At 64.4% G+C, this 22,477-nt stretch carries 20 protein-coding genes; 11 read left to right on the forward strand and 9 right to left on the reverse strand.

Going from position 1 to position 22,477, the window contains the following annotated elements:
• Positions 1-29: 29 nt before the first annotated feature.
• Positions 30-1,604: an EAL domain-containing protein gene (locus AC1RRJ_RS13390; protein WP_493123480.1), complete on the reverse strand. Its 1,575-nt coding sequence runs from the start codon at positions 1,602-1,604 to the stop codon at positions 30-32.
• Positions 1,605-1,883: 279 nt separating this feature from the next.
• Here AC1RRJ_RS13390 and AC1RRJ_RS13395 point away from each other — a divergent pair, with 279 nt between their 5' ends.
• On the forward strand, positions 1,884-2,777 hold the full coding sequence (locus tag AC1RRJ_RS13395; RefSeq protein ID WP_493123482.1) for a TauD/TfdA dioxygenase family protein: 894 nt from the start codon (positions 1,884-1,886) through the stop codon (positions 2,775-2,777).
• A 38-nt stretch (positions 2,778-2,815) separates the two neighbouring features.
• Positions 2,816-4,177, forward strand: coding sequence for an FAD/NAD(P)-binding protein (locus tag AC1RRJ_RS13400; protein WP_493123484.1), 1,362 nt, complete (start codon positions 2,816-2,818; stop codon positions 4,175-4,177).
• Here AC1RRJ_RS13400 and AC1RRJ_RS13405 read toward each other — a convergent pair.
• The 3 genes from AC1RRJ_RS13405 to AC1RRJ_RS13415 form a co-directional block, all read right to left on the reverse strand.
• Positions 4,174-4,896: a hypothetical protein gene (locus AC1RRJ_RS13405; protein WP_493123486.1), complete on the reverse strand. Its 723-nt coding sequence runs from the start codon at positions 4,894-4,896 to the stop codon at positions 4,174-4,176. The two genes, AC1RRJ_RS13400 and AC1RRJ_RS13405, sit on opposite strands and share 4 nt — an antisense overlap.
• A gap of 13 nt (positions 4,897-4,909) precedes the next feature.
• Positions 4,910-6,121 (reverse strand): toxic anion resistance protein, encoded by a 1,212-nt coding sequence (locus AC1RRJ_RS13410; protein ID WP_493123488.1) that lies wholly within the window; start codon positions 6,119-6,121, stop codon positions 4,910-4,912.
• Between the two features lie 62 nt (positions 6,122-6,183).
• The gene (locus tag AC1RRJ_RS13415) at positions 6,184-7,143 is read right to left on the reverse strand and encodes a bile acid:sodium symporter family protein (protein WP_493123490.1); all 960 of its coding nucleotides are present in this window, start codon (positions 7,141-7,143) and stop codon (positions 6,184-6,186) included.
• 108 nt (positions 7,144-7,251) lie between these two features.
• Here AC1RRJ_RS13415 and AC1RRJ_RS13420 point away from each other — a divergent pair, with 108 nt between their 5' ends.
• Positions 7,252-7,905: a 5'-methylthioadenosine/S-adenosylhomocysteine nucleosidase family protein gene (locus AC1RRJ_RS13420; RefSeq protein WP_493123492.1), complete on the forward strand. Its 654-nt coding sequence runs from the start codon at positions 7,252-7,254 to the stop codon at positions 7,903-7,905.
• 124 nt (positions 7,906-8,029) lie between these two features.
• Here AC1RRJ_RS13420 and AC1RRJ_RS13425 read toward each other — a convergent pair whose 3' ends face one another.
• The 3 genes from AC1RRJ_RS13425 to AC1RRJ_RS13435 are packed head-to-tail and all read right to left on the reverse strand — an operon-like array spanning position 8,030 to position 11,054.
• Positions 8,030-9,037, reverse strand: coding sequence for a cytochrome d ubiquinol oxidase subunit II (locus tag AC1RRJ_RS13425; RefSeq protein WP_493123494.1), 1,008 nt, complete (start codon positions 9,035-9,037; stop codon positions 8,030-8,032).
• A complete protein-coding gene (locus AC1RRJ_RS13430) occupies positions 9,034-10,419 on the reverse strand; it encodes a cytochrome ubiquinol oxidase subunit I (RefSeq protein ID WP_493123496.1) in 1,386 nt (461 codons plus the stop codon). Before AC1RRJ_RS13430 ends, AC1RRJ_RS13425 begins: the two co-directional genes overlap by 4 nt.
• Positions 10,420-10,421: 2 nt before the next feature.
• Positions 10,422-11,054, reverse strand: a complete 633-nt coding sequence (locus tag AC1RRJ_RS13435; protein WP_493123498.1) for a GbsR/MarR family transcriptional regulator — start codon at positions 11,052-11,054, stop codon at positions 10,422-10,424.
• Positions 11,055-11,249: 195 nt separating this feature from the next.
• On the opposite strand from AC1RRJ_RS13435, the gene typA reads away from it, so the two are divergent.
• The 3 genes from typA (at position 11,250) to AC1RRJ_RS13450 (ending at position 14,118) form a co-directional block, all read left to right on the forward strand.
• Positions 11,250-13,079: a translational GTPase TypA gene (gene typA, locus AC1RRJ_RS13440; RefSeq protein WP_493123500.1), complete on the forward strand. Its 1,830-nt coding sequence runs from the start codon at positions 11,250-11,252 to the stop codon at positions 13,077-13,079.
• 125 nt (positions 13,080-13,204) lie between these two features.
• Positions 13,205-13,699 carry a hemerythrin domain-containing protein gene (locus AC1RRJ_RS13445; RefSeq protein ID WP_493123502.1) on the forward strand — a complete coding sequence of 165 codons (495 nt, stop codon included), beginning with the start codon at positions 13,205-13,207 and terminating at the stop codon, positions 13,697-13,699.
• Positions 13,696-14,118 carry a MaoC family dehydratase gene (locus tag AC1RRJ_RS13450; RefSeq protein WP_493123504.1) on the forward strand — a complete coding sequence of 141 codons (423 nt, stop codon included), beginning with the start codon at positions 13,696-13,698 and terminating at the stop codon, positions 14,116-14,118. Before AC1RRJ_RS13445 ends, AC1RRJ_RS13450 begins: the two co-directional genes overlap by 4 nt.
• A gap of 71 nt (positions 14,119-14,189) precedes the next feature.
• Here AC1RRJ_RS13450 and AC1RRJ_RS13455 read toward each other — a convergent pair whose 3' ends face one another.
• Entirely contained in the window at positions 14,190-15,116 is a 927-nt protein-coding gene (locus AC1RRJ_RS13455; RefSeq protein ID WP_493123506.1) for a type II restriction endonuclease, read from the reverse strand.
• Positions 15,117-15,286: 170 nt separating this feature from the next.
• On the opposite strand from AC1RRJ_RS13455, the gene AC1RRJ_RS13460 reads away from it, so the two are divergent.
• From AC1RRJ_RS13460 to AC1RRJ_RS13470, 3 genes are all read left to right on the forward strand, one after another.
• A complete protein-coding gene (locus AC1RRJ_RS13460; RefSeq protein WP_493123507.1) occupies positions 15,287-16,231 on the forward strand; it encodes an HNH endonuclease in 945 nt (314 codons plus the stop codon).
• 24 nt (positions 16,232-16,255) lie between these two features.
• Complete coding sequence (locus tag AC1RRJ_RS13465; RefSeq protein WP_493123509.1) at positions 16,256-16,621, forward strand: hypothetical protein; 366 nt, start codon at positions 16,256-16,258, stop codon at positions 16,619-16,621.
• Positions 16,622-16,753: 132 nt separating this feature from the next.
• The gene (locus AC1RRJ_RS13470; RefSeq protein ID WP_493123511.1) at positions 16,754-17,815 is read left to right on the forward strand and encodes a hypothetical protein; all 1,062 of its coding nucleotides are present in this window, start codon (positions 16,754-16,756) and stop codon (positions 17,813-17,815) included.
• 20 nt (positions 17,816-17,835) lie between these two features.
• On the opposite strand, the gene AC1RRJ_RS13475 is transcribed toward AC1RRJ_RS13470, so the two are convergent.
• A complete protein-coding gene (locus AC1RRJ_RS13475) occupies positions 17,836-20,196 on the reverse strand; it encodes a TonB-dependent receptor domain-containing protein (protein WP_493123513.1) in 2,361 nt (786 codons plus the stop codon).
• A 142-nt stretch (positions 20,197-20,338) separates the two neighbouring features.
• On the opposite strand from AC1RRJ_RS13475, the gene AC1RRJ_RS13480 reads away from it, so the two are divergent.
• Together AC1RRJ_RS13480 and AC1RRJ_RS13485 are read left to right on the forward strand one after the other, a co-directional pair.
• Positions 20,339-21,082 carry a response regulator gene (locus AC1RRJ_RS13480; protein WP_493124136.1) on the forward strand — a complete coding sequence of 248 codons (744 nt, stop codon included), beginning with the start codon at positions 20,339-20,341 and terminating at the stop codon, positions 21,080-21,082.
• Positions 21,083-21,084: 2 nt separating this feature from the next.
• Entirely contained in the window at positions 21,085-22,461 is a 1,377-nt protein-coding gene (locus AC1RRJ_RS13485; protein WP_493123515.1) for an ATP-binding protein, read from the forward strand.
• Positions 22,462-22,477 lie beyond the last annotated feature (16 nt).

A 22,477-nucleotide genomic window follows, 5' to 3' on the forward strand; every position in this document is an offset into this window, starting at 1 on the left:
GGTGCGAGCGGGGCCATGCCCCGCTCGCACTATTGCTGGAACTTCAGAAAGGGCGAGACTCTCCCGCCGTTGCGCTTGCGATAATAGGCGACGAAGGCATCCGCTGGCAGCGCCTTGGCGTAGAGCCAGCCCTGGACGAATTCGACCCCGGCCTTGCGCAGATATTCTTCCTGCTCGGCAGTCTCGACCCCCTCGGCGACGATGTTGAATTGCAGGCTGTGCGCCATGTCGATGATGTGCGGCGTCACGATGCTGGTCGCGGTATCCTTGCCGATCGCGGCGACGAAGCTACGGTCGATCTTGAGCGCGTCGAGCGGCAGGGTTTCGAGCAGTGAAAGGCTGGAATAGCCCGTCCCGAAATCATCGACTGCGACCATATGCCCCTCCGCGCGCGCCGCCTCGATCGTCCGGCGCGCCGCTTCGGTGTCCATGAAACCCCGCTCGGTCGCCTCCAGCCAGATTTGCGGCGGCGCGACTCCGGATCGCGCCAGCGCGGCTTTCAGAACCGGCAGGAAGCGTCCGCTTTCCATGTCGCTGGCTGCAATATTGATCGCGATATGAACCGATCGTTCTGCGGTCAGCATTTGCGTTAGATCCTCGACGACACGTTCGATCAACAGGTCGGTGATGCCGGCGATGAGGCCGGTTTCTTCGGCGAGCGACAGAAAATCTTCGGGGGCGATCCACTTGCCGTCGGGTCCGCGCCACCGGATGAGCGCCTCGGCGCCGACGCATAGCCCGGTCGAAAGTTCGATGATCGGCTGATAATGCACCACGAACTCGCGCCGCCGGATCGCGCGTGCCAGCTCTTTTTGCGGCGAAAGCCGGTCACGCGAAACCCAGGCAACCACCCCAACCAGAATGGCTGACACGAACAGCCCGATGGGAATGAGCAGCCGCAGTTCGTGACCGAGATGGTCCTGAATCGCCGCCCGGTCGCTGATCGCAAAAGCGATAAAATCAGGCGTCTTCGCCGCAGCGAACAGGTGCCGCTCGTCCATCCCGCTCTCCGCAGTTCGGGTCAGTTGTTCGACGAGGCGCGGATCGGCCTTGCCCGACAACGCGATCAGCCGTCCCTGCCCGGTCGCGACACCGACGGTCATATGGCTGTCGAGCAGCACGTCGACCATGCGCTGCGGCTGGATCAGCGTGTTATGCGTCCCATCGCTCAGCACCAGCATTTCGCCGCCCCGGGTGATCCGGGGCTTGACGTGCAAATAGAGGCCCAGCCCGTTGGCCAGCCGCTCATGGGGTGTGCTCTGGGGAATCACACCCTGAACCGGGCCCCAACTGGTGCACACCAATCGTCCGTCCTGATAATGACCGATCTCGTCGACCGAACGGGCATCGATCGTCAGCCGTCGCATCCGGGCGATATGCGCGGGCGTACAACCGTGCGCGCCCTTCAGCTGCCGCAAGGCATCCTCTGCCTCGGCCAGCGTGATGTTGGCGCGCCTCAATGTCCATTGCGCATATTCGGCCAGGTGCTGCTGCTCGGCCTGTGTTGCGCGCGTCTGGGACAGATAGGCGATGGCAAGGAGCGGCGCGATGCCTGCGCAGATTGCGAGGCATGCGGCCAGGATCAATATGGTTCGCCGCTGCATGCCGATCACCGCCCGACCTGTTCGAGATGCCGCCTGCGGCATCGTCGCGGCGGGAGCTGTTTCAAGAATATCGGCAAGGGCTTAACCGATCACTATGGGCAAGGGAATGGTCCCGCCCTTGCGGTTTTTCCGCGTTGCGCAGGTGCGGTCAGTCGCGGCTTTCGCTCATCTGGGCGCGGCACTCTTGTCAATTAAATTGATTGAGTTATTGTTCGAGCGATCGGGACGTACACGAGTCGACCGGGCCGATGTCCCATTTTCGACAAGAGGAGAGTGCCCATGGCCAGCCAGGCCCATATCCCCGACCTGTTCGACGCCGCCCGTTCGCTCGGCATTGCGATTCTGCCTTCGACCCCGACGCTTGGCGCCGAAATTGGTGGGCTCGACCTCGACCGGCCGCTGTCGTCCGAAGAAGGCGACCTGCTCCGCGCCGCGTGGCTCGAGTTCAAGGTGCTCTTTTTTCGTGACCAGGACATCAGCTATGAAAGCCATGTCCGGCTCGGGCAATTCTTTGGCGAGATCGAAGGCCATCCGGTGATCCCGCATGTTCCGGGCTATCCCGAAGTGCTGCGGATCGAAGGCGTCGAGGGCGTCCAGCTTTCCGCCGAAACGCTCGCGCCCTTCCAAGCCTATAATAAATGGCACACCGATGTGACCTTCCGCGAGCGGCCGTCGGTCGCGTCGATCCTGCGCGCGCGCGCGCTGCCGCCGCTGGGCGGCGACACATTATGGGCTGACACTGCCGCCGCTTATGCCGGCCTGCCGCAAGCGGTGAAGGACCGGATCGAGGGGCTGGAAGCCGAACATGATATCGTGCGCAGCTTCGGCGGCCGCGTGACCGAGGAAAAGCGCGCGCAGCTCGCGCGCGACTTCCCGCCGGTGCGCCATCCGGTCGTCCGCACCCATCCCGAAACGGGCGAAAAGATCCTCTACGTCAATTACACCTTCACCAGCCGCATTATCGGGCTGGAGGAGGATGAAAGCGATAGCCTGCTAAAGCTGCTGTTCGACCGCATCAAGGTGCCCGAATATCAAGTGCGCTTTCGCTGGACGCCCAATGCGATCGGCATCTGGGACAATCGCTCGACCCAGCATTATGCCGTCGGCGACTATTGGCCCGCGCACCGCCTGCTCGAACGCGTCACCGTCGCGGGCGATGTGGTGCGCCGGTGAATTTCGTCGGGACCGAACTGCACCACCCCCGCCCACGCTTGCGCACCGCGACCCGCGTTGCGATCGTCGGCGCGGGTTTTTCGGGAACATTGCTCGCGATCAACCTTGTCGAGCAGGCCGATGTCGAAGTGCTGCTGATCGAGCGCGACCGGCATCGCATGGGCGGCGGGGTCGCCTATAGCAGCTCGGATTCGGCGCATTTTCTGAATGTGCGCGCAGCGAATATGAGCGCCTTTGCTGACCGTCCCGACCATTTCTGCCAATGGCTGGAGGCGCGCGGGCTGGGGTGCGGCAACGCCTTCGTCACCCGCGCGACCTATGGCCGCTATTTGCGCGAAACGCTGGCCGCCGCGATGGAGCGCCACGGCCGCCGGCTGAAGCTGGTCGATGACGAAGTGCTCGATATCGAGGAAAAGCGTGGGCAGGTCACGCTGGGGCTCGTCAATGGCGGGCTGATCGAGGCCGACCGCGCGGTGCTCGCGATCGGCAATCTGCCGCCGCACGATCCGCCCGCCATCGCGGGCGCGGGGCTGCCTGCGCACCGCTATATCGGTGATCCGTGGGCCGCGGACTTCGACGAGGGGCTGCCGCGCGATGCGCCGTTGCTGGTCGTCGGCACCGGGCTCACGGCGATCGATGTCATCCTGCGTCTGGCGTCGCGCGGCTTCACTGGCCCGATCACCGCGCTGTCGCGCCGGGGCCTCCGTCCGCATCGCCATCTCGACGGATTGCCCGCGCCGCGCCCGGTGCTCGCGAAGCCCGCGCCCGAACTGTCCGAACTCGTGGGCTGGGCGCGCGGCGAAGCGCGGGACCGCGACTGGCGGCTCGTCGTCGATTCGATCCGCCCGATCACCCAGATGATGTGGGCGTCGGCCGATGCCGGAAAGCGCGCCCGCTTCCTGCGTCACCTCCGCCCTTTCTGGGACGTCCATCGCCACCGGTTGGCGCCCGACGTTGCCGACCGGATCGACGCGCTTGTCGCATCGGGGCAGTTGAGCTTTCGCGCGGGCAAGATCGCGGATGTGGCCGTCGAGCGCGACGGACTCGCCATATCATGGCGTCCGCGCGGGGAGGAGGGGATGGAAACGACGCGCGCGGCGCGGATGATCAATTGCACCGGGCCGCAGGGCGATTTGCTTCGCTCGTCCGACCCGCTTGTTCGCCACATGCTATCGGCAGGCCGGATTCGCCCCGACGCGTTGCGGCTGGGGCTCGACATTGACCGCGACAGCCACGTCATCGATGCAAAGGGCCGCGTGTCCGAGCATATCCTTGCCATCGGCCCGATGACGCGCGGCGACCTGTGGGAAGTGGTCGCAGTCCCCGACATCCGTATCCAGGTGAGCGCGCTTGCGCGGCGGCTGGTCAATGCCCACTGGATGGGCGGCGAGGGGCTTTAGGCGCCCGGCGTGTCCTCGCCGTCGATGCCCTGATATTTGAGCTGGAGATAGCGTTCGCGCGTCGCGAGCTTGTCGAGGTCGCCCGCGGCGAGGCTGCGCGCGGCATTGCCGATCTCGCTTTCGAGCATCTTCAGCCCGCCGACGAGCGTTTCGTCGGGGGTGCGCCCGGCATGCGCTTCCTTGCGCAGCCCCGCCGGAATGCGCTGATAGCCCGCAACCAGTTCGGGGAGATCCTCGCCCACCAGCTTGCGGATATTTGCCGCCGCCGGGCTTGATGCGTCGAGCGTCTGGAGCTGCGGCGCGAGCAGGTCGAGCTGGACCCCGATGCCGTCGACCAGCGTTTTGGCGGGTGCAGGAAGCATCGGGCGCTGCGCCTCGAGCCAGATTTCGGTGCGCCCCGCGAGCTGTTTCAGATCGGCCTTCGGCAGATCTGCCTGGCGCGGCTCGGGGAAGGGCGGCCATTTGCCGAACAACACTCCAACCCCGATCAAGAGCACGATCAGTGCGAGCAGGCCGAGGAAACCGAGCGGCTGGATCAGCGTCCCGAACAGCGCGGCCCCGACGAGCACCACGCCCCCCGCGACAAGCATCCGCCCGAGCTTCCTGAAGACATGCTGGCGGCGCAGCGCGACGCTCTTCGTCCCGATCGGGCGCCGGCGCTCGCGCGACCGTTCGATCGCCGATGCCGCCGAAAGCCGGATCTTGTCGACTTCGCTCATTGTCATGTGTGCCTTAGCCCTCGAGCGACGCGAGCGGACTGTCGGCGCCGCCGACGCTCGCCTGCGCCTGTGATGCGCCCTCGGCGCGCGCGATATAGCCCTTCGACTTCGCGACTTCGCCCTCGAGCGTGTTGACGGTGGTCTTCATGCTGTCGAGCGCCTTCAGCTTGAAGGTGTCGATCGCGTCCATCGTGTCATAGATATTCTGGAAGGCGCGCTGCAGCGTTTCCATCGGGATAGTGCTCGATGCGGCCTGCTCGTGGATGCGCGCGGTGTTGTCCTTGAGCATCTTCGACGTGCCGTCGATGATGTTCGCGGTCGTCGTGTTGAGCGCCGTGATCTGTTCGAGCACCAGCTTTTGATTGGTCATTGCCTGCGCGACGGTGATCGCGGTCTTCAGCGCGCCGACGGTGGTGGTCGAGGCGCGTTCGACCCCCTTCACCAGCTCGACATTATTCTTTTTGACGAGGTCGAGCGCGAGATAGCCCTGCACCGTCACCGCCATTTGCGTGAGCAGATCCTGCGTCCGCTGGCGCGCATAGAAGAGCGCATTTTCGCGCAGCACTTTCGCCTTCGCCGGGTCGACACCGTCGAGTTCGTTCGCCTTGGCTTCGAGTTTCGCGTCGAGCGTGCCCGCGATGTGGACCATCTGCTCCAGCTTGCCCATCGCTTCCCACAGCTTGCGGCGTTCGACGTCGATGGCGGCATTGTCCATCAACAGCTCGTCCTTGCCATTGGCAAGCGCGGTCAGGATGCCGCCGATATGCGTCTGCGCGCTGCGGTACTGCGCGAAATAATTGCCGACCTTGTTGCCGAGGATCTTGTCGAAAAAGCCGCGCTTGGTGAGGAATTTGCCATTCGCCGACGGATCGAGCCGCTCGACGGTGTTGCGCAGTTCAATCAGATTCTGGCCAATGTCGGTGTCGCGGTCCATCGCCTTGATCGGACGGTCGAGGAAACGGTTCGACTGGTTCGCCGCCTCCAGCATTTCCTTGCGGCCCATATTGGTGATCTGGTCGACCTTCTGGCCGAAGGCGGGGGAGTTGACGTCCTGCGCGACCAGATCGTCGATGAAGCCGTCGACGCGTTCTTCGAGCTTCGATTTCTGCTCGCCCGACAGCGGGACAAGCCCGGCGGCCTTTTCGGGCGAGACCGCCGGCACCGGATCGGGCGGGGTCAGCTTCAGCTCGTCGGTCACCGTTGCGGTTGCAGTTGCTTCGCTCATTCGTCTTCCTTCCACCCCGATGCCGCACCCTATATGGCATGCGGCCCTGTGTTATTCAACCACTACACCCGCGTTGTACGATTCAACACTGGTGCGATCCATGCCGACAGGATCAATTGCGCCATATGATAGACGAGGATCGGGACCAGCACCATGCCGGCAACCGCGGGCGGAAACAGCGTCGCGGCGAGCGGAGCGCCGACCGCGATGCTTTTCTGCGCGCCCGAAAATAGCAGGGTGATGCGGTCGGGGCGCTGGAGGCGCAGCAGCGCCCCGAAAAGCCATGCTCCACCAAAGGACAGCGCGAGCAAAATCGCGACGACGCCAATGACGATGCCAATCTCGCGCCCGTCGAGCAAATCCCATATTCCCGCGACCACTGCCGCCGAAAAGGCGACATAGACCGCGATCGCGATCGCGCTGCGATCCATGAAGGTCGCGAGCCCGCGATGCGCGAGCACCCACGGCCGCAGCCAGCGCTGCACCAGCTGGCCGACGATGAAGGGTAGCAGCAGGATCGCGACGATGCGCAGCGCGCCCGCGCCGCTGATCTCGCCCGCGCTGCCCGCGAGCGCGGCGAAGAGCAGCGGGGAGACGATCACCCCGCTGAGATTGAGCAGCGCCGCCGCGACGACGCTGGCCGCCACATTGCCGCCGGCAAGGCTGCTCGCGGCGGTCGCCGACTGGACGGTCGAGGGAAGAATACCGAGAAAGAGAAAGCCGAGCGCGAGCGTCGCGGGGAGCAGCGGAGCGGTCGCCGCCTGTGCCGCCAGCCCAAGCAGCGCCATCGCGCCGAAGCAAAAGGTCAGCGCGCCGCCCTGCAATTTCCAGTTGCGAATGCCATGCAGTACTTCGTCGCGCGGCAGGCGCACACCATTGAGAAAAAAGAGAAAGACGATCGCCGCGGTCGACAGCCCCTGCGCGATCGGTACCGCGGCGCCGCGCACCGGGAGCAAGCTTGCGAGCAGGATCGTCGCGAGCAGCACGGGGACGAAACGGTCGGGGAAGATACGGGACAGCATTGGGAGAGCGATGACGGGATGCGGGGCGGTTGGCAAGCGCATCGATCCTCCCTGTCGCGCAGCGATGGGGAGGATTGGCTAATCCGCCAAGTCGGGTAAACCGCCACCATGGCCAATATCCTTATCCTCGCCGCGCTCCCCGAAGAATCCGGCGCCCTGTTCCCCGGCACCGGCGTGTCCGACGCCGACCGCTGCGCGGCCCGCCGTATCGCCATCCACAGCCACAATCTCACCATCGCCACCTGCGGCCTCGGCAAGGTCAACGCCGCCTTATGCGCAGGCATGCTGGGCGCCGACGCCGACATGTTGCTGATGACCGGTACCTGCGGCGCACTTGGCGCCGCGCCGGGAGCATACTGGATCGCCGAGGCGGTGCAGCATGACTATGGCGCAGTTCAACCCGGCCTGTTCCGCCGCTATCGCGCTGGCGAATGGCCGATCGGTGAGCCGGGCGAGGCGCATTTCACCGCCATGCCCGACCCCGGCCTTGGCCTATCGCACGCGCGCATCGCGAGCGGCGACAGCTTCGTCGCCTGCCCCGATGCCGCCGCCGATCTCGCGAATCATCTCGGCGCGACGCTGGTCGACATGGAGGTCGGCGCGGTCGCGCAGGTCGCGGCGCGGCTGGGCAAGCCCTGGGCCGCGATCAAGGCGGTGACCGACGAAGCAAACGGCGACAGCGGCGATGATTTCCACGCCAATCTGGTACGCGCGGCGCGGCTGGCGGCGGCGGAGGTCGAGCGGCTGGTCGCGATGCTGTGACCCAGTTCGCTTGCTGACGAGGGGCAGGAGGCAAAAGCGCCACCAAGCGACGTCCGTTTTGTGACATCATGGGCCCCGGCTTTCGCCGGGGAACGGACATACGGGCCATCACCCGTAATCCACGTCAATCATAGCTGAGATGCGTCGCCTTCCCCCGGAAGATCCAGTGCGCGAGGATCGAATAACCCAGAATCACGGGCAACACGAACACCGCGCCCGCCAAAATGATCATCAGCGATTCCGGGCTCGCCGCCGCCTGCCAGATGTCGAGCCGATCAGCGATCAGATAGGGGTAAAAGCTGTATGCGATGCCCACGAAACCCAGCGCGAACAGCACGCCCGCGGTCGCGAGCGGGACCCATGATAGCTCGTCCTTCGCGCGCAGCGGGCGGCGCAGGAAGATGGCGAGGCCGATGAACAGGGTCGCGGCGGCGATCGGGATCGGCAGCAGCGCGATAATCTCGGGCAGGCGGAACCAGCGCTCGAAGATGCGCTCCGACAAGAGCGGGGTCGCGATCGAGATGATCGCCATCGCGAGCGCGGTCAGCCAGAGCGTGACCTCGGCCCAGCGCACCGCGCGCTTTTGCAGCTCGCCCTCGACCTTGTAGATCAGCCAGCACGCGCCGACGAAGAGATAGCCCGCGACAAGGCCAAGTGCGGCGAGCAGGCAGAAGAGCACCGAGGCGAGGCTCTGGTCGAACCCCAGAACATAGGCACCGAGCATATAGCCCTGACAGAGCGCGGTGATCAGCGAGCCATAGAAAAAGGCGCTGTCCCAGCGATGCTTCTGCTCGGGGGGCGCCTTGGCACGGAATTCGAAGGATACGCCGCGCAGGATCAGCGCGACGAGCATCAGCACGACGGGCAGGTAAAGCTGGGTCAGGATCAGCCCGTGCGCGACCGGAAAGGCGACGAGCAGCAAGCCGATGCCGAGTACCAGCCAGGTTTCATTGGCATCCCAAAAGGGACCGATCGAGGCGACCATCAGGTCGCGATTCTCGTCCTTCTCCAGCCGCGTCAGCATCCCGACGCCCAGATCATAGCCGTCGAGGATGACATAGAGCAGGATCGACAGGCCCATCAGCCCGGCAAAGATCACGGGCAGCCACCAGGCGTCGAAGAAGGGGGTCATGACTTTACCTCCAGCGCTTCGGCCGGGCCTTCGCCGCCGCCGGGCAGCGGGAACATCGGCTTGACCTCAGGGGCCGCCTTGCCGAGCCTGGCGAGGCGGTACAGCACCGCGATATAGGCGGCGAGCAGTATGGCGTAGACGGTGAGGTAGAGCGCGAGCGAGCTGGCGACCATTCCCGCGCCGATCGGCCCGACCGCATCGGCGGTCTTGAGGACGCCGGTGACGAGCCACGGCTGGCGGCCGATTTCAGTGACATACCAGCCCGCGAGCGTTGCGAGCCAGCCCGAGAAGGTCATCGCGACCAGCGCGCGGGCGAGCCAGCGCGGCAGCGCGTCGACCCCGCGTCGCCCGATCGTCCAGCTTGCGGCCCATGATGTCAGCAGCATCAGCATCCCGATCCCGACCATAATGCGGAAACCCCAGAACAGCGGCCCGACCGGCGGATGATTGCCGACATAGTCATTGAGTCCGGGGACGACCCCCGCCGCCTCATGCTTCAGGATCAGGCTGGCGCCCGAGGGGACGGCGATTTCCAGATGGTTGGTGCGCGCTTTTTCGTCGGGGATTGCGAAGAGGACGAGCGGGACATGGCTGCGCGTTTCCCAGTTCGCCTCCATCGCCGCAACCTTCTGCGGCTGATGCTCGAGGGTGTTCAGCCCGTGCATGTCGCCGACGAAAATCTGCACCGGGATCAGCAGCGCCGCGGCATAGACGGCGGCCTTCAAGGTGCGGCGCACGCCTTCGCCGCCGCCGTCCTTGAGCCAGCGCCAGGCACTCATCCCGGCGATCAGGAAGGAGACGGTGAGCGCCGAGGCGAGAAGCATGTGCATCAGCCGGTACGGCATCGACGGGTTGAAGATGATTGCCCACCAGTCGGTCGCATGGACGATACCGTCGCGCAGCTCGAAACCCGCGGGGGTCTGCATCCAGCTGTTGAGCGCGATGATCCAGAAGGCCGACAAGGTCGTGCCGCCCGCGACGAGGCAGGTCGCCATGGTGTGGACCCAATTGGGGACGCGGCGAAAACCGAAGAGCATGATGCCGAGGAAGACGGCTTCGAGGAAGAAGGCGGTCAGTACCTCATAGGCAAGCAGCGGCCCCGCAACATTGCCCACGCGTTCCATATAGCCCGGCCAATTGGTGCCGAACTGGAAGCTCATCGTGATGCCCGAGACGACGCCCATTGCAAAGCTGAGCGCGAAAATCTTCACCCACAGGCGATAGGCGTCCATCCAGGCGTCGTTGCCAGTGCGATTATAGGCGAGCTTGAACCCCAGCAACGCCCAGCCGAGCGCGATGGTGATCGTCGGAAACAAAATATGAAAACTGATATTGGCCGCAAACTGAATGCGCGCGAGCATCAACGGATCAATCGCGTCCATTTCTACCGTCCCCTGTCCGACAGCAAGTCGCTGTCTCCCTGGGCACCGCCACGCCCAAGTATGCGGTCCTTGAACTCCAATGCCTTTACCACATGCGATCCCAAACGCAAAAGCTGGAGCAGCCGTTCATTGTCGAGCCGCCGCATTTCGGCGTACCAGTCGGTCAGCAATTCGATCTGTTCGTGCATCGCCGCGATGCGTTCTTGCGCATGTTGGTCGGCGGCGTCGTGCGCGGGTTCGATCAGCAGCCCGCGCAGCATCGACAACGTCGGGTCGATTTCGCGCTTCTTGCGTTCTTCGACCAGCGTACGGAAGATCGCCCACACGTCGCGCGGGGTCTCATAATAGTCGCGCCGGTCGCCGGGCAGGTGGCGCAGCTGGACGAGGTTCCAGCTGGCGAGTTCCTTCAGCCCCATCGACACGCTGCCGCGCGAGAGGGTGAGGGCCTCGCTGATTTCCTCGGCGTGGCGCGGCGCTTCGGCGAGGAAGAGCATCGCGTAAATCTGTCCGACGGTGCGGTTGATCCCCCAGCGGCTCCCCATCTCGCCGAAATGCAGGACAAACGCCTGCGCAAGCGGGGAGAGCCGGAACGGCGCAGATAGGGAGGGCGCTGGGGAATCAGGGGAAATATCCATGGCGCATGGATACGCCTTCATTTCTAAAGTTTCAATAATTATTGAAATTTGTGATGGGTTGCCTTAAGCGATGTGCGCAAAGTTGACAAATTGTGCGAGCCCGGCAATTTTGTTGCGGCGCAGCACCGCTTCTGTTAGGGGCGCGGCGTTTCGCGGCGCCCTGCGTGCTGCCCCCTTCATCAAGGCCACATCCGCATGTCTTTGCGCAATATCGCCATCATCGCGCACGTCGATCATGGCAAGACCACCCTCGTCGATCAGCTTTTCCGCCAGTCGGGCACCTTCCGCGACAACCAGCGCGTCGAAGAACGCTCGATGGATTCGGGCGATCTGGAAAAAGAACGCGGGATCACCATCCTCGCGAAATGCACCAGCGTCGAATGGGGCGAGGGTGAAAACACCACCCGCATCAACATCGTCGACACCCCGGGTCACGCCGATTTCGGCGGCGAAGTCGAACGCATCCTGTCGATGGTCGACGGCGTTATCCTGCTCGTCGATTCGGCCGAAGGCCCGATGCCGCAGACCAAGTTCGTGACCGGCAAGGCGCTGGCGCTTGGCCTCAAGCCGATCGTCGTCGTCAACAAGATCGATCGCAGCGACGCGCGCGCCGCTGAAGTGCTCGACGAAGTGTTTGAGCTTTTCCTTGCGCTCGAAGCTAATGACGAACAACTCGACTTCCCGATCCTTTATGCCTCGGGTCGCGGCGGCTACGCCTCGGACAGCCCCGACGCGCGCGAAGGCACGCTTGAGCCGCTGTTCAAGACGATCGTCAGCCACGTCCCGACGCCGGGCCTCGATGTAGATGGTCCCTTCACCTTCCTTGCGACGTTGCTCGACCGCGACAATTTCATCGGGCGTATCCTGACCGGCCGTGTCCAGTCGGGTTCGATCAAGGTCAACCAGCCGATCCATGCGATCGACATGGATGGCAAGATTATCGAAACCGGCCGCGCGTCGAAGCTGCTGGCATTCCGTGGGCTCGAGCGCGTTCCCGTCGAAGAAGCCCGCGCGGGCGACATCGTCGCGATCGCGGGCCTCGCGCAGGCGACCGTTGCGAACACCATCGCTGACACGACCGTCAGCGAACCGATCGCCGCGCAGCCGATCGATCCGCCGACGCTGTCGATGCGTTTTGCCGTGAACGATTCGCCGATGGCGGGCCGCGAGGGCAGCAAGGTCACGAGCCGCATGATCCGCGACCGCCTGATGCGCGAAGCCGAAACCAATGTTGCGATCCGCATCACCGAAAGCGCCGACAAGGACAGCTTCGATGTCGCGGGCCGCGGCGAGCTTCAGCTCGGCGTGCTCATCGAAACGATGCGCCGCGAAGGCTTTGAACTCGGGATCAGCCGCCCGCGCGTGCTGTTCGGCGAAGACGAAAATGGCAAGCGCACCGAGCCGTATGAAACCGTCGTCATCGACGTCGACGACGAACATAGCGGCACGGTTGTCGAGAAGATGCAGATCCGCAAGGCCGACCTGACCGACATGCGTCCGTCGGGCGGCGGCAAGACCCGCATCACCTTCAGCGGTCCGTCGCGCGGCCTGATCGGCTATCATGGCGAATTCCTGTCCGACACGCGCGGCACCGGGATCATGAACCGCCTGTTCGAGAAGTACGGCCCGCACAAAGGTCCGATCGAAGGCCGCAAGAACGGCGTCCTGATCTCGAACGGCAATGGCGAAGCCGTCGCTTATGCCCTCGGCCCGCTCGAAGAGCGCGGTATCCTGTTCGTCTCGCCCGGTGAGGCGCTGTACGAAGGGATGATCATTGGCGAGAATGCGAAGCCCGACGACCTCGAAGTCAACCCGATGAAGTCGAAGCAGCTCACCAACTTCCGCTCGACCGGCAAGGATGACGCGATCCGCCTCACCCCGCCGCGCCGCATGACGCTGGAACAGGCGATCGCCTATATCGACGATGATGAAATGGTCGAAGTGACCCCGAAGAATATCCGCATTCGTAAGGCGATCCTCGACCCGAACGAGCGCAAGAAAGCGTCGCGGAAGAAAGCGGCCTAAACAAAAGGCGCCAGGGTTTCGACCCTGGCGCCTTTTTAATGCGCGGTTCTGTCTGCCCGCGAAATTCAACTTTTCTTCACATGACTGCGATACGCCGATACTCATCAGCGATGGAGGGTGCGGCGATGACGATGCGTGCGGAAATCGAACGACTGACGACCGAGCATAGCCGGCTGCTGGCCCTGGCAACGACGCTTGGAGGCTATCTGAACGGCGCTTTTCCGACCGATCGCGCGGCGCTCGACGATTTTCACGGCGCACGCACCCGGTTGCGCAACCAGCTGATCGCCCATCTGAAGCGCGAGGATTGGGTTTTATACCCCTCGATGCTCGCCAGCGACGATCGGCAACTGGCCGCCACGGCGCAGAATTTCGCCGACGAAATGGGCCATATTTCCGAAGCGTTCAGCGCCTATAGCCGCCAATGGCTGCCCGATGCGATCGCCGCCGACTGGCCGGGCTATTGCGCCGCGACCAGGGGCATTTTGGGCGCGCTGGCCGAGCGGATCGAGCGCGAGGATGGCGAGCTTTATCCGCTGGCCTCGACCGTCGAGGCGATCGATTCCGCCGCGCTTGGCATGGTGCCGGCGCCCGTTTCCGCCGCCGCGCCGCCGCCGTGACCGCTACGCCCAAGCTGCCGGATATTTACGCGCGGCACCGGCTGGTGCCTGCCAAGGGCTTCGCCGACCTGTGCGTCGGCGACCTGTATCCGCTTCCGTCGCGGACGATCGGCGACGCGAATTTCGCGGCCTTTCAGGCGGTGAGCCTCGACAATCATCCGATCCATTACGACGCCGAATATTGCCGCACGCTCGGGCTTCCGGGGCCGCTGGCGCATGGCTTGCAGACCCTCTGCTTCACCGCCGCCGGTGCGGGTACCTTTCCGCACGAGATCGGCACCGCGCTGATCGGCATGATCGAGGTCCGTGCGCGTATCCTGAAAAGCGTCTTTCCCGGCGATACGCTTTACCCGCTCCTCGAAATCACCGGGCTCAGCCGCAGCGCACGACCGGCCTCGTCACGATGCGTGCGAGCGTGACCAACCAGCATGGCGATACGGTGCTCGACGGCGAGCATGTCTATCTGTTGCGACTGGAAGCGGCGTAAGGCCTAGCGCCGCCGCGCCTGAACCAGCCCGATCAGACCCGACACGTCCATGAGCCACGCGCGTTGCTGTGGCCTGTAGGTCGCGTGCAGTCCGGCCGGAATGACCAGTTGCAGATGTTTTGCCTGCATTTCGGCGGTCTGCTTTTCGGAAATGCCGGGCTCCAGCGTCAGCAGATGCTTGGTCCCGATGCGTTCGGCTTCCGACAGAACCTGCCGCCAGCGTTCTTTCAAAGTCGATTTGGCCCCGAGCATCGTAAGCCCCGAAGCGGGAAAATCGGGGTCGCGATAGGCGGCGGCGCCGGGAAACAGGAAGTCGGGCTTGTTTCCGTTCTCGGTCACCGCGCCGCGATCATATGCGATCCCGAACGCGATCAGCAGCGCCTCGATATGGCTTTCGAGCGCCAGCCCCGCGCGCGATTTGCGCCGGTTCTGGACGCCCAGCGAAAAACCGATGAAGCCGTCGACATCCTGTTCGCCATCGGGCGTCTGAAAACCGGCGCGAAGACGTTCGGCCACAATCTTTCGCTCCAGCCGCCGGAACAGCTGATCCTCGCGTTCCATCCACGCCATCAAGGCGGCATCGGGCGCGTCCCGCACGTCGACGAGGCCCAGCGAGTGGCGGGCAAGTTCGGAAAGGATTCTGGTCTTGGGCATCGTCAGGCCGAACGGCTCGATCAGATCATCGATCGTCGCCCTGTCGGGATCGCCGGGGTCGATGTCGAGCGTTTCCAGAATGAAGCGCGCGGCAAGGTCCAGTTCGGCATCGGCAGCGCCGCCGACGGGCTGAAAGCTGAACCGGAACCCGGACTGGATGTCGATCCCGAACAGCCAGAGCAGCTGGTTGTACATCGTGCTGTCGCCGGGCGTGGCGATGACCAGGCAATCCCCGCCCTCGCGTCGGGCAAGGAAAAGGGCGTCGCCTTCTTCCATTTTGGCCGTGACGTCATTGCCCGGGTAATAGAGCCGATACTCCGACCGCGTCGGATGCTTTCGGCGGGCATCATACCAGCTTATGAAGCCTTCGGCTTCGACCGCTTGCGCTATAAAAATATTTGCGGCTTGTTCCTCAACTCGGAGCGAATTAGGCTCGCCTCAATAGTATGGGCAAAGCGATTTTCATCACCAAGGTTTCACCGACCTATAAAGACAGCCCGGAGGTGCGTTATCACTTCCCCCGGACATATCTCGCTCAAGCCGAGCAAGCTGTCGGTGATTGGATTGTGTATTATGAGCCGCGTCGATCGACGGGTGATGAGTCTAGCCGTGGCGGACGACAGGCGTATTTTGCAACAGCCCGTGTTGACCGCATTATTCCTGATCCCGAACTGGCCGACCATTTTTACGCCGAAGTCTCAGGGTATCTGCCATTTGCCCGTCCGGTTCCCTTTCGTGAAAACGGTCAATACTATGAAGCGGCACTGCGCAAAGAGGATGGATCGACCAACAAGGGGGCATTCGGCCGAGCTGTCCGAGTACTTCCGGATTCCGAGTATGACCTGATCTGGCGATCTGCCTTTGGTCATGTGATTGGGCTTGAACCACGTGTTCGCTCCGCACCTGACATCGAAGAGGAGCCGATGCTGATAGGAGCAGATGCTAACTCTCTGCCGGCCTTTGATGATGAGCCGATGGAAGTCGAGCGCCGGATCGTGGAGCAGCTAGTCTCCCGTCCGTTTCGGGATCGAGCGTTTTCTGCGGCTGTCAAATCCGCATATGCCGATACCTGCGCCGCGACGGGGATTAAGATTATTATCGATGGTGGTCGTTCCGAGGTGCAGGCCGCGCACATACGCCCTGTCACTGACAATGGTTCAGATAGTGTACGGAACGGCATTGCTTTGTCGGGCACGGTCCATTGGATGTTCGACAAAGGGCTTTTGGCCATCGATGATAACTATGGACTCCTGATCGCGAAGGGGCGGGTTCCAGAATCCGCTTTGCGTCTGTTCCCTGCTGATCGGAAAATACTGCTTCCGAAACGGACTGATCTTTGGCCGCACCCTCAGTTTTTAGACTATCATCGGCGAACCTGTTTTAAAGGCTGAACTGGCCGAGAATTGGGGCGGTCGATGGCTTGGACGGTGTTCGAGTATCTCTATCGAGATGCTGACAACTACAAATCATTTGGAAGCGTTGCTCTCGAAGGTTCAGCAGGCGCGGAGCGTTGGGTTCCGGCGCTTAGGAAGCTGGAAGAGGGCACGTATTTTATTGCTGAGCAGATCGGACTGCCGCCACTCTACGATAAACTGTATCGGTGGAGTGCAGGCGTTCCAACCGATGCCGACCATTGCTGGCACGAGTATGTTTCGCATGCGGTCGTGGGCGAAAGTGATCTTCCGCGCAGCATTTTGAAATTGGGAACCGCCGAGGCATTTATGCAACGTCTTTTGGCGGTGGAAACGTGGAACATTGGGCTTTCGCCAAATGTCGCGTGATGACCTGCAGCTAGGCGGGTGCTGTATTTGAAACAAAGCATGAACAAAGTGCTTTCCTACAAAATTCCCGTCTGACATATCCTGCCCGGTTTGGGCTCTCGACTTCGCTCGAGACTGGCAGGAAGGCAGGATATGCAGAACCGGATACCCGTGGCGCCGGAGGGGCGGGCGCCGCTTCCCGAATTCGAGCCGGTGCCGCGCAAGTTCCGGCACGACGGGTGGACGCCCGAGCGGCAGCGGGCGTTTATCGCTGCGCTCGCCGATACGGGGTCGGTCAGCCGCGCCGCCGCGATGGTCAATATGGCGCAGACGAACTGCTATACGCTGCGGCGCGCGCCCGGCGCGGAGAGCTTCCGGCGGGCGTGGGAGGCGGCGCTCGATTTCGGGCTGGCGCGGTTGAAGGATGTGGCGTTCGAACGCGCGATCGACGGCTATCTGGAGCCGGTGTTCGTCGCGGGCAAGCTGATGGGGTTCCGGCGGCGGCACAATGATGCGCTGCTGATGTTCTGCCTGCGCCACTACGGGCAGGATGCGAGCGGCAAACGCACGACGATCAACTATTTCTCGACCCGCGCGGGGGCGGTGAGCGGCGGCGGAGAGGGTGGCGCGGCGGCGGCGGCCGAGGCATCGACGACGACGGTGCGGACGGTGATCCATGGCGATGGCGGCATGGGCGACGGCGGAACGGGCGGCGCGGGTCCGGGCGCGCGGCAGGACGGCGCGGCGGGGGTGCTGGAGGGGTTCAACGGGGTGGCGCTCGACGCACAAGCGACGGCAGAGATCGACGCGGCTCTGCTGGCGCTCGCGGCGCGGCAGCGCGAGATCGACGCGGCGGTCGAGGCGGGCGGGGGTGCGGGCATCGCGGCGCAGGTCGACGACGTCGCGGCGCCGCTGGTGCGGCTAGGCGAGACGGATTCGCCCTATCTTGGGCCGCTGCAACTCGGCGAGGGGCCGGCCGATGACGTGCCGGGGCTTCGGATCGCGGGCGAGGCGGGCTGGTTGCAGGCGGGGGCCGAGATTCCCGAAGTCTGGCGCGAATGGATCGAGGCGGCCGAGGCGCGCGGCGAGGCGGTGCCGGCGGTGCCGGCGGGCGTTATGGCGTCCCGTGGCGGGGCGCCCGATGCCATAGCGGAAGTGAAGAAGCGGCCGCCGCGCCGGCGCGCCGCGAAGGACGACCAGGGGGCCGGAGCGTAAAGCCCCGGCCCCTGACCGGATCAGAAGCGTGCGTTGACGCTGACCCAATAGCTGCGCGCCTTGTCCTTGTTGTTGTAATGATCGATGTAGGTCGGGGTGTAGGCGCCGTTCACCGGATCGCCGAAGTCGACGTCATAGGCGCGGAAATCCTGATCGAGCAGATTGTTGACCCGGCCGCTGAGCGTCAGATGGTCGTTGAGGCGATATTGCGCGCCGAAGTTCACCACGGTGTAGCTCTTGTAATAGAGATGGTCGCCGCCGGTCGCGACGCCGCGATAGCGCCGCGAGCGATGCTCGGCCGAAAGCTGCGCCGTCAGGCCGTCGAGCGGTTCCCAGTCGATGGTCGCATTGGCCATATGCTTTGCCGACTGGGTAAGCGGCTGGCCCTTCGACGTGCCGGTCAACTGCTTGCTGTCGGTGTAGGTATAGTTGGCGCGGATCGAGAGGCCGTCGAAAAATTCGTAGCGGCCGGCGACTTCGGCGCCCTTGATCCGCGCCTTGTCGATGTTGAACGGGATGCTGATCGAGCTGCCGAGCCCGAGGACCGTCCAGTAATCGCCAAGATTGGCGCAGGGCCGCACGAAGTTGGTGACGGCGCACGGCCGGACGAGCGTCGTGTCGATCTTGTCCTTGAACTTGTTGTGGAACAGGGTGACGTTGATGCCGCTGGCGGCGGTCGGGTTCCAGTAGAGCGCGACCTCGCTGTTGACGCTGGTCTCGGGCTTCAGGTCGGGGTTGCCGATGAAGGGGCTGGTGCCCTGCCCGCCGAAGCCGCGAATGCCGTCGTAAAGATCGGTGGTCTTGGGGGTCTTGTATCCCGTGCTGACGCCGCCCTTGACCGTCAGGGTCGGGGTGATGCTGTAATTGGCGTAAAGGCGCGGGCTGAAGTGGCCGCCGAACAGGTTGTGATCGTCGTAACGGACGCCGCCGGTGATCGAAAAGCCCTCGAACGGCGTCCAGTTGTCCTCGGCGAACAGCGACCAGATCTTGTGGTCCTGCACCGCCTTGATGCCGCCGACCGCGGCTTCGAGCCCGAACACGCCGTCGTCGAGCGTGCCATCGATATACTGGCCGCCGATCACGAAATTGTGGCGGCCGGCGAGATCTTCGACCGGAATGTCGATGCGGCCGTCGAGCGTATATTGCGCGCTTTCGAGTTTGCGGAGCGGGCGCGGCAGGAAAGTCTGTGCGGCGAGCGCGCGGCGTGCGGCGGCCGGCATGCCGGCATAGGCGCCCGTTCCGCTGAACATCTGTTGCAGGAGCTGTCGTTCGGCGACCGAGAAGGGCATGGTGCGGCCCTTGTTGTTCGTCTCGATATAGGCAAACGACAGGAAGCTGCGCGCAAAGCCCCAGTCGCCGTGGTGGGTCGCGGCCCAGCTCAGCCGGTCGAAGACCTGATTTTCGGTATAGCCGACGCGCGGCTGCACCACGCCGCCGCTCGCGCGCCAGATGCTTTCGATGCCGTCGAGCGTGCCGAGCGGATAGGTGATCACGCCGGTGGCGGGATCGACGATCGGGGTGTTGTCATAAACCTGCTTCGAATAATCGATGTCGAAGGTGAAGCTGTGGTCGGGCGAGGGCGTGAAAATGATCGAGCCGCCATAGCTGCGGTTGGTATTCTGCACGGTCTTGCCGCCGCCGCCAAAGCCGAGGCCGCGGACGTGCGAGACGCCGGCGGGATCGACGACCGGCGCGAAATCGGGTTCCGACGGGTAGCGCTTGTAATAGGACCCACGCAGTTTGACGCCGATGAGTCCCGGCACCACGGGGCCGCTGACGGCGGCGTCGAAGGTCATGTCGTCGCCGAAGTCGGAATCTTCCTGGATGCTGCGGCCGAAGGTTGCCGACCCGGTCCAGCGATCGAGTATCTTTTTGGTGATGATGTTGATCACGCCGCCCAGCGCGTCGGCGCCATAGAGGGTCGAGGCGGGGCCGCGAATGACCTCGATACGCTCGATCGTGTCGAGCGGCGGAATGTGGTTGAACTGGTTGCCGCCGAAGCTGTTCGGATAGATGTCGCCATGGTTGTTCTGGCGCCGGCCGTCGATCATGATGAGCGTATAGTCGGACCCCATGCCGCGGATGCTGATCGTCCGCTGTCCCGTCTTGTCGGAGGTCTCGCCGACGTCGACACCCTCGATGTCGCGAACCGCGTCGATCAGCGTGATATAGGGGCGCTGGCGCAACTCCTCGGCGGTGACCACGGTGATGCTGGCGGGCGCGTCGGTAATCTTCTGCTCATAGCCCGCGGCGGTGACCACGATGTCGCTGCCGGGTGCAGCGGCTTCGTCGGCCGATGCGGGCGCGGCGAGCGCGGTGGCGATCGCGAGGGCGCAGACGGCGTATCCGAAGCGCGCCGGGCGGGCGAATGAGGGGACCATTGAATTTCTCCGATATTGAGAATAATTAGCAGCTCAGTTTCGGAAGCGCGCCTGCTGGCTATGGCGGGCCGGGTCAACGGCGAATGCGGCGTGCGCCGCGAGGAGCAATGCTTTGTTACAAACGGCGGTTATCGATCGGACGATGTCGGGGGAGGTGCTGCGCGCGCCGGCGATCCCGCATCATATCGTCGTGGTCGACGACGATGCCGGGGTGCGGACCTTGCTCGCGCGCATCCTGCGCGAATGCGGTTATGACGTGACGGGGGCGGCCGACGGCGCCGAACTCGCCGCCACGCTGGGCGAGCGAAAGATCGACCTGATCCTGCTCGACATCATGCTGCCTGGCGAGAACGGGCTCGACCTGTGCCGGACGATCCGGGCGCGCAGCCGCGTGCCGATCATCATGATCAGCGCGCGCGGGCAGGAAAGCGACCGGGTCGCGGGGCTCGATCTGGGGGCGGACGACTATATCGCCAAGCCGTTCGGGCGGTCCGAAGTGCTGGCGCGGGTGCGCGCGGTGCTGCGGCGGGCGCATGACGTCCATGTCCCGCTCGACATTCCGGCGCCCGAACGTTTCGATTTCGCGGGCTGGAATTATCATGCGCGGCGTCGCGAACTGATCGCGCCGTCGGGAGCCGAGGTCGATCTGACCGCCGCCGAGCATGAATTGCTGCTCGCCTTGCTGCGCTATCCACAGCGGATGATCGGGCGCGACCGCCTGCTCGAACTGGCGCGCAGCCGCGTCGGGTCGGCGACCGACCGCAGCGTCGACGTGCTGATCAGCCGCCTGCGCCGCAAGCTGGGCGACGGCCGCAAGTCGCGCCCGCTGATCCGCACCGTGCGCGGGGTCGGCTATATGTTCGCTGCCGATGTGACCGTCGCCTGAGCATGAAAATGCTTCGGCTGGGTATGGTCGGGCGGATCGCGCTGGTGCTGGTCTGCGCCGTTGCGCTGGAATTTCTGGGCAATGTCGCGCTGCACCGCTGGCAGGAGCGCGAGCTGGTCCCGGCCGGGCAGGTCGAGCGGATCGCCGCGCGGCTGGTCGAGGGGGAGCGCGTGGCGCTCGCGAACCCGCCCAGGGACCGCGAACGGCTGATGCACGATCTGGCGGGTGACGGCGTCGCGCTCAACTGGGTGCCGCGGACGGTGATTACCGATTTCAGCCGGGCGTTCGACCAGCTCGCGGCGATGCGCGCGCGACTGGTCGATGCGAAACCGGCGCTGGCGACGCGCGAATTGCGGCTGACGCTGATGCCGTCGGCGGAGGCGGGTGCGCGCGATCTTGTCGGCGCGCTGCGGCTGGCCGACGGGTCGTATATCAGCTTTCGTGTCAGCCCCTATCTGGGCGCGCCGCCGCGTCCGGCGATGGTTGCGCTTCTCCATATGCTGTTGATGGCAGGGGTGCTCGGCGTCGCCTTGTGGATGATCCACCGGCTGGTGCGCCCGCTGCGCACGCTCGCCGCGGCGGCCGACGCCACGGGGATGCGCGTGGTCGGGGCATTCAAGGCCGAAGGTCCGCCCGAAGTGCAACGCGTCGCCACCGCCTTTGCCGCGATGCAGGCGCGGCTATTCCAGGCGCTGGAGGATCAGACGCAGGCGCTGGTCGCAGTCTCGCATGATTTGCGCACGCCGATCCAGCGCCTGCGCCTGCGTGCCTCGATGATCGCGGACCGCGAAACGCAGGATGCGATCGCCGCCGACCTGAGCGAGATGGAGCATTTCATCGAGGCGACGCTCGACTATGTGCGCAGCGGCGAGGATGAACAGGCGCGGTTGATCGACATCGCCGCGCTCGTCGCGACCCTCGCCGACAGCGCCGCCGATATGGGCGACGACATCGTCTGCCATGGTCCCGACGCGTGTCTCGTTACCGCGCGGCCGCTGGCGATCAAGCGGATCCTTGGCAATCTGATCGACAATGCGCGCCGCCATGCCGGACATATCGAACTGACGCTCGGCGACGCTGGGGCGGATCATATTGTCGTGACGGTCGAGGATGACGGGCCCGGTATTGCCCCCGGCCGGCGGATCGAGGCCCTGTTGCCGTTCCGCCGCCTTGATAGCGCGCGGGGAAGCTGCGCAGGTGGCGCGGGATTGGGGCTGGCGACAGCGCACAAGACAGCCCGTGCGATGGGCGGCGATCTGGTGCTGGCGGATAGCCGTCTGGGCGGCCTCGCGGTCCGGCTGATCCTGCCGCGCACGATTGCTGCCAATCCGGCGACGACCGCGATTTTACCCTCTTTTCATCATCCGCCACTAACCTAATATCCGGGGGCCACTC

It is taken from the genome of Sphingopyxis sp. GW821-FHT12C06, from assembly GCF_058807415.1.

Coding starts and splice junctions, on each gene's coding strand:
- AC1RRJ_RS13390 (WP_493123480.1), bottom strand. CDS start 1,604: ATGCAGCGGCGAACCATATTGATCCTGGCCGCATGCCTCGCAATCTGC.
- AC1RRJ_RS13395 (WP_493123482.1), top strand. CDS start 1,884: ATGGCCAGCCAGGCCCATATCCCCGACCTGTTCGACGCCGCCCGTTCG.
- AC1RRJ_RS13405 (WP_493123486.1), bottom strand. CDS start 4,896: ATGAGCGAAGTCGACAAGATCCGGCTTTCGGCGGCATCGGCGATCGAA.
- AC1RRJ_RS13410 (WP_493123488.1), bottom strand. CDS start 6,121: ATGAGCGAAGCAACTGCAACCGCAACGGTGACCGACGAGCTGAAGCTG.
- AC1RRJ_RS13415 (WP_493123490.1), bottom strand. CDS start 7,143: ATGCTGTCCCGTATCTTCCCCGACCGTTTCGTCCCCGTGCTGCTCGCG.
- AC1RRJ_RS13420 (WP_493123492.1), top strand. CDS start 7,252: ATGGCCAATATCCTTATCCTCGCCGCGCTCCCCGAAGAATCCGGCGCC.
- AC1RRJ_RS13425 (WP_493123494.1), bottom strand. CDS start 9,037: ATGACCCCCTTCTTCGACGCCTGGTGGCTGCCCGTGATCTTTGCCGGG.
- AC1RRJ_RS13430 (WP_493123496.1), bottom strand. CDS start 10,419: ATGGACGCGATTGATCCGTTGATGCTCGCGCGCATTCAGTTTGCGGCC.
- AC1RRJ_RS13435 (WP_493123498.1), bottom strand. CDS start 11,054: ATGGATATTTCCCCTGATTCCCCAGCGCCCTCCCTATCTGCGCCGTTC.
- typA (WP_493123500.1), top strand. CDS start 11,250: ATGTCTTTGCGCAATATCGCCATCATCGCGCACGTCGATCATGGCAAG.
- AC1RRJ_RS13445 (WP_493123502.1), top strand. CDS start 13,205: ATGACGATGCGTGCGGAAATCGAACGACTGACGACCGAGCATAGCCGG.
- AC1RRJ_RS13455 (WP_493123506.1), bottom strand. CDS start 15,116: ATGGAAGAAGGCGACGCCCTTTTCCTTGCCCGACGCGAGGGCGGGGAT.
- AC1RRJ_RS13460 (WP_493123507.1), top strand. CDS start 15,287: ATGGGCAAAGCGATTTTCATCACCAAGGTTTCACCGACCTATAAAGAC.
- AC1RRJ_RS13465 (WP_493123509.1), top strand. CDS start 16,256: ATGGCTTGGACGGTGTTCGAGTATCTCTATCGAGATGCTGACAACTAC.
- AC1RRJ_RS13470 (WP_493123511.1), top strand. CDS start 16,754: ATGCAGAACCGGATACCCGTGGCGCCGGAGGGGCGGGCGCCGCTTCCC.
- AC1RRJ_RS13475 (WP_493123513.1), bottom strand. CDS start 20,196: ATGGTCCCCTCATTCGCCCGCCCGGCGCGCTTCGGATACGCCGTCTGC.
- AC1RRJ_RS13480 (WP_493124136.1), top strand. CDS start 20,339: ATGTCGGGGGAGGTGCTGCGCGCGCCGGCGATCCCGCATCATATCGTC.
- AC1RRJ_RS13485 (WP_493123515.1), top strand. CDS start 21,085: ATGAAAATGCTTCGGCTGGGTATGGTCGGGCGGATCGCGCTGGTGCTG.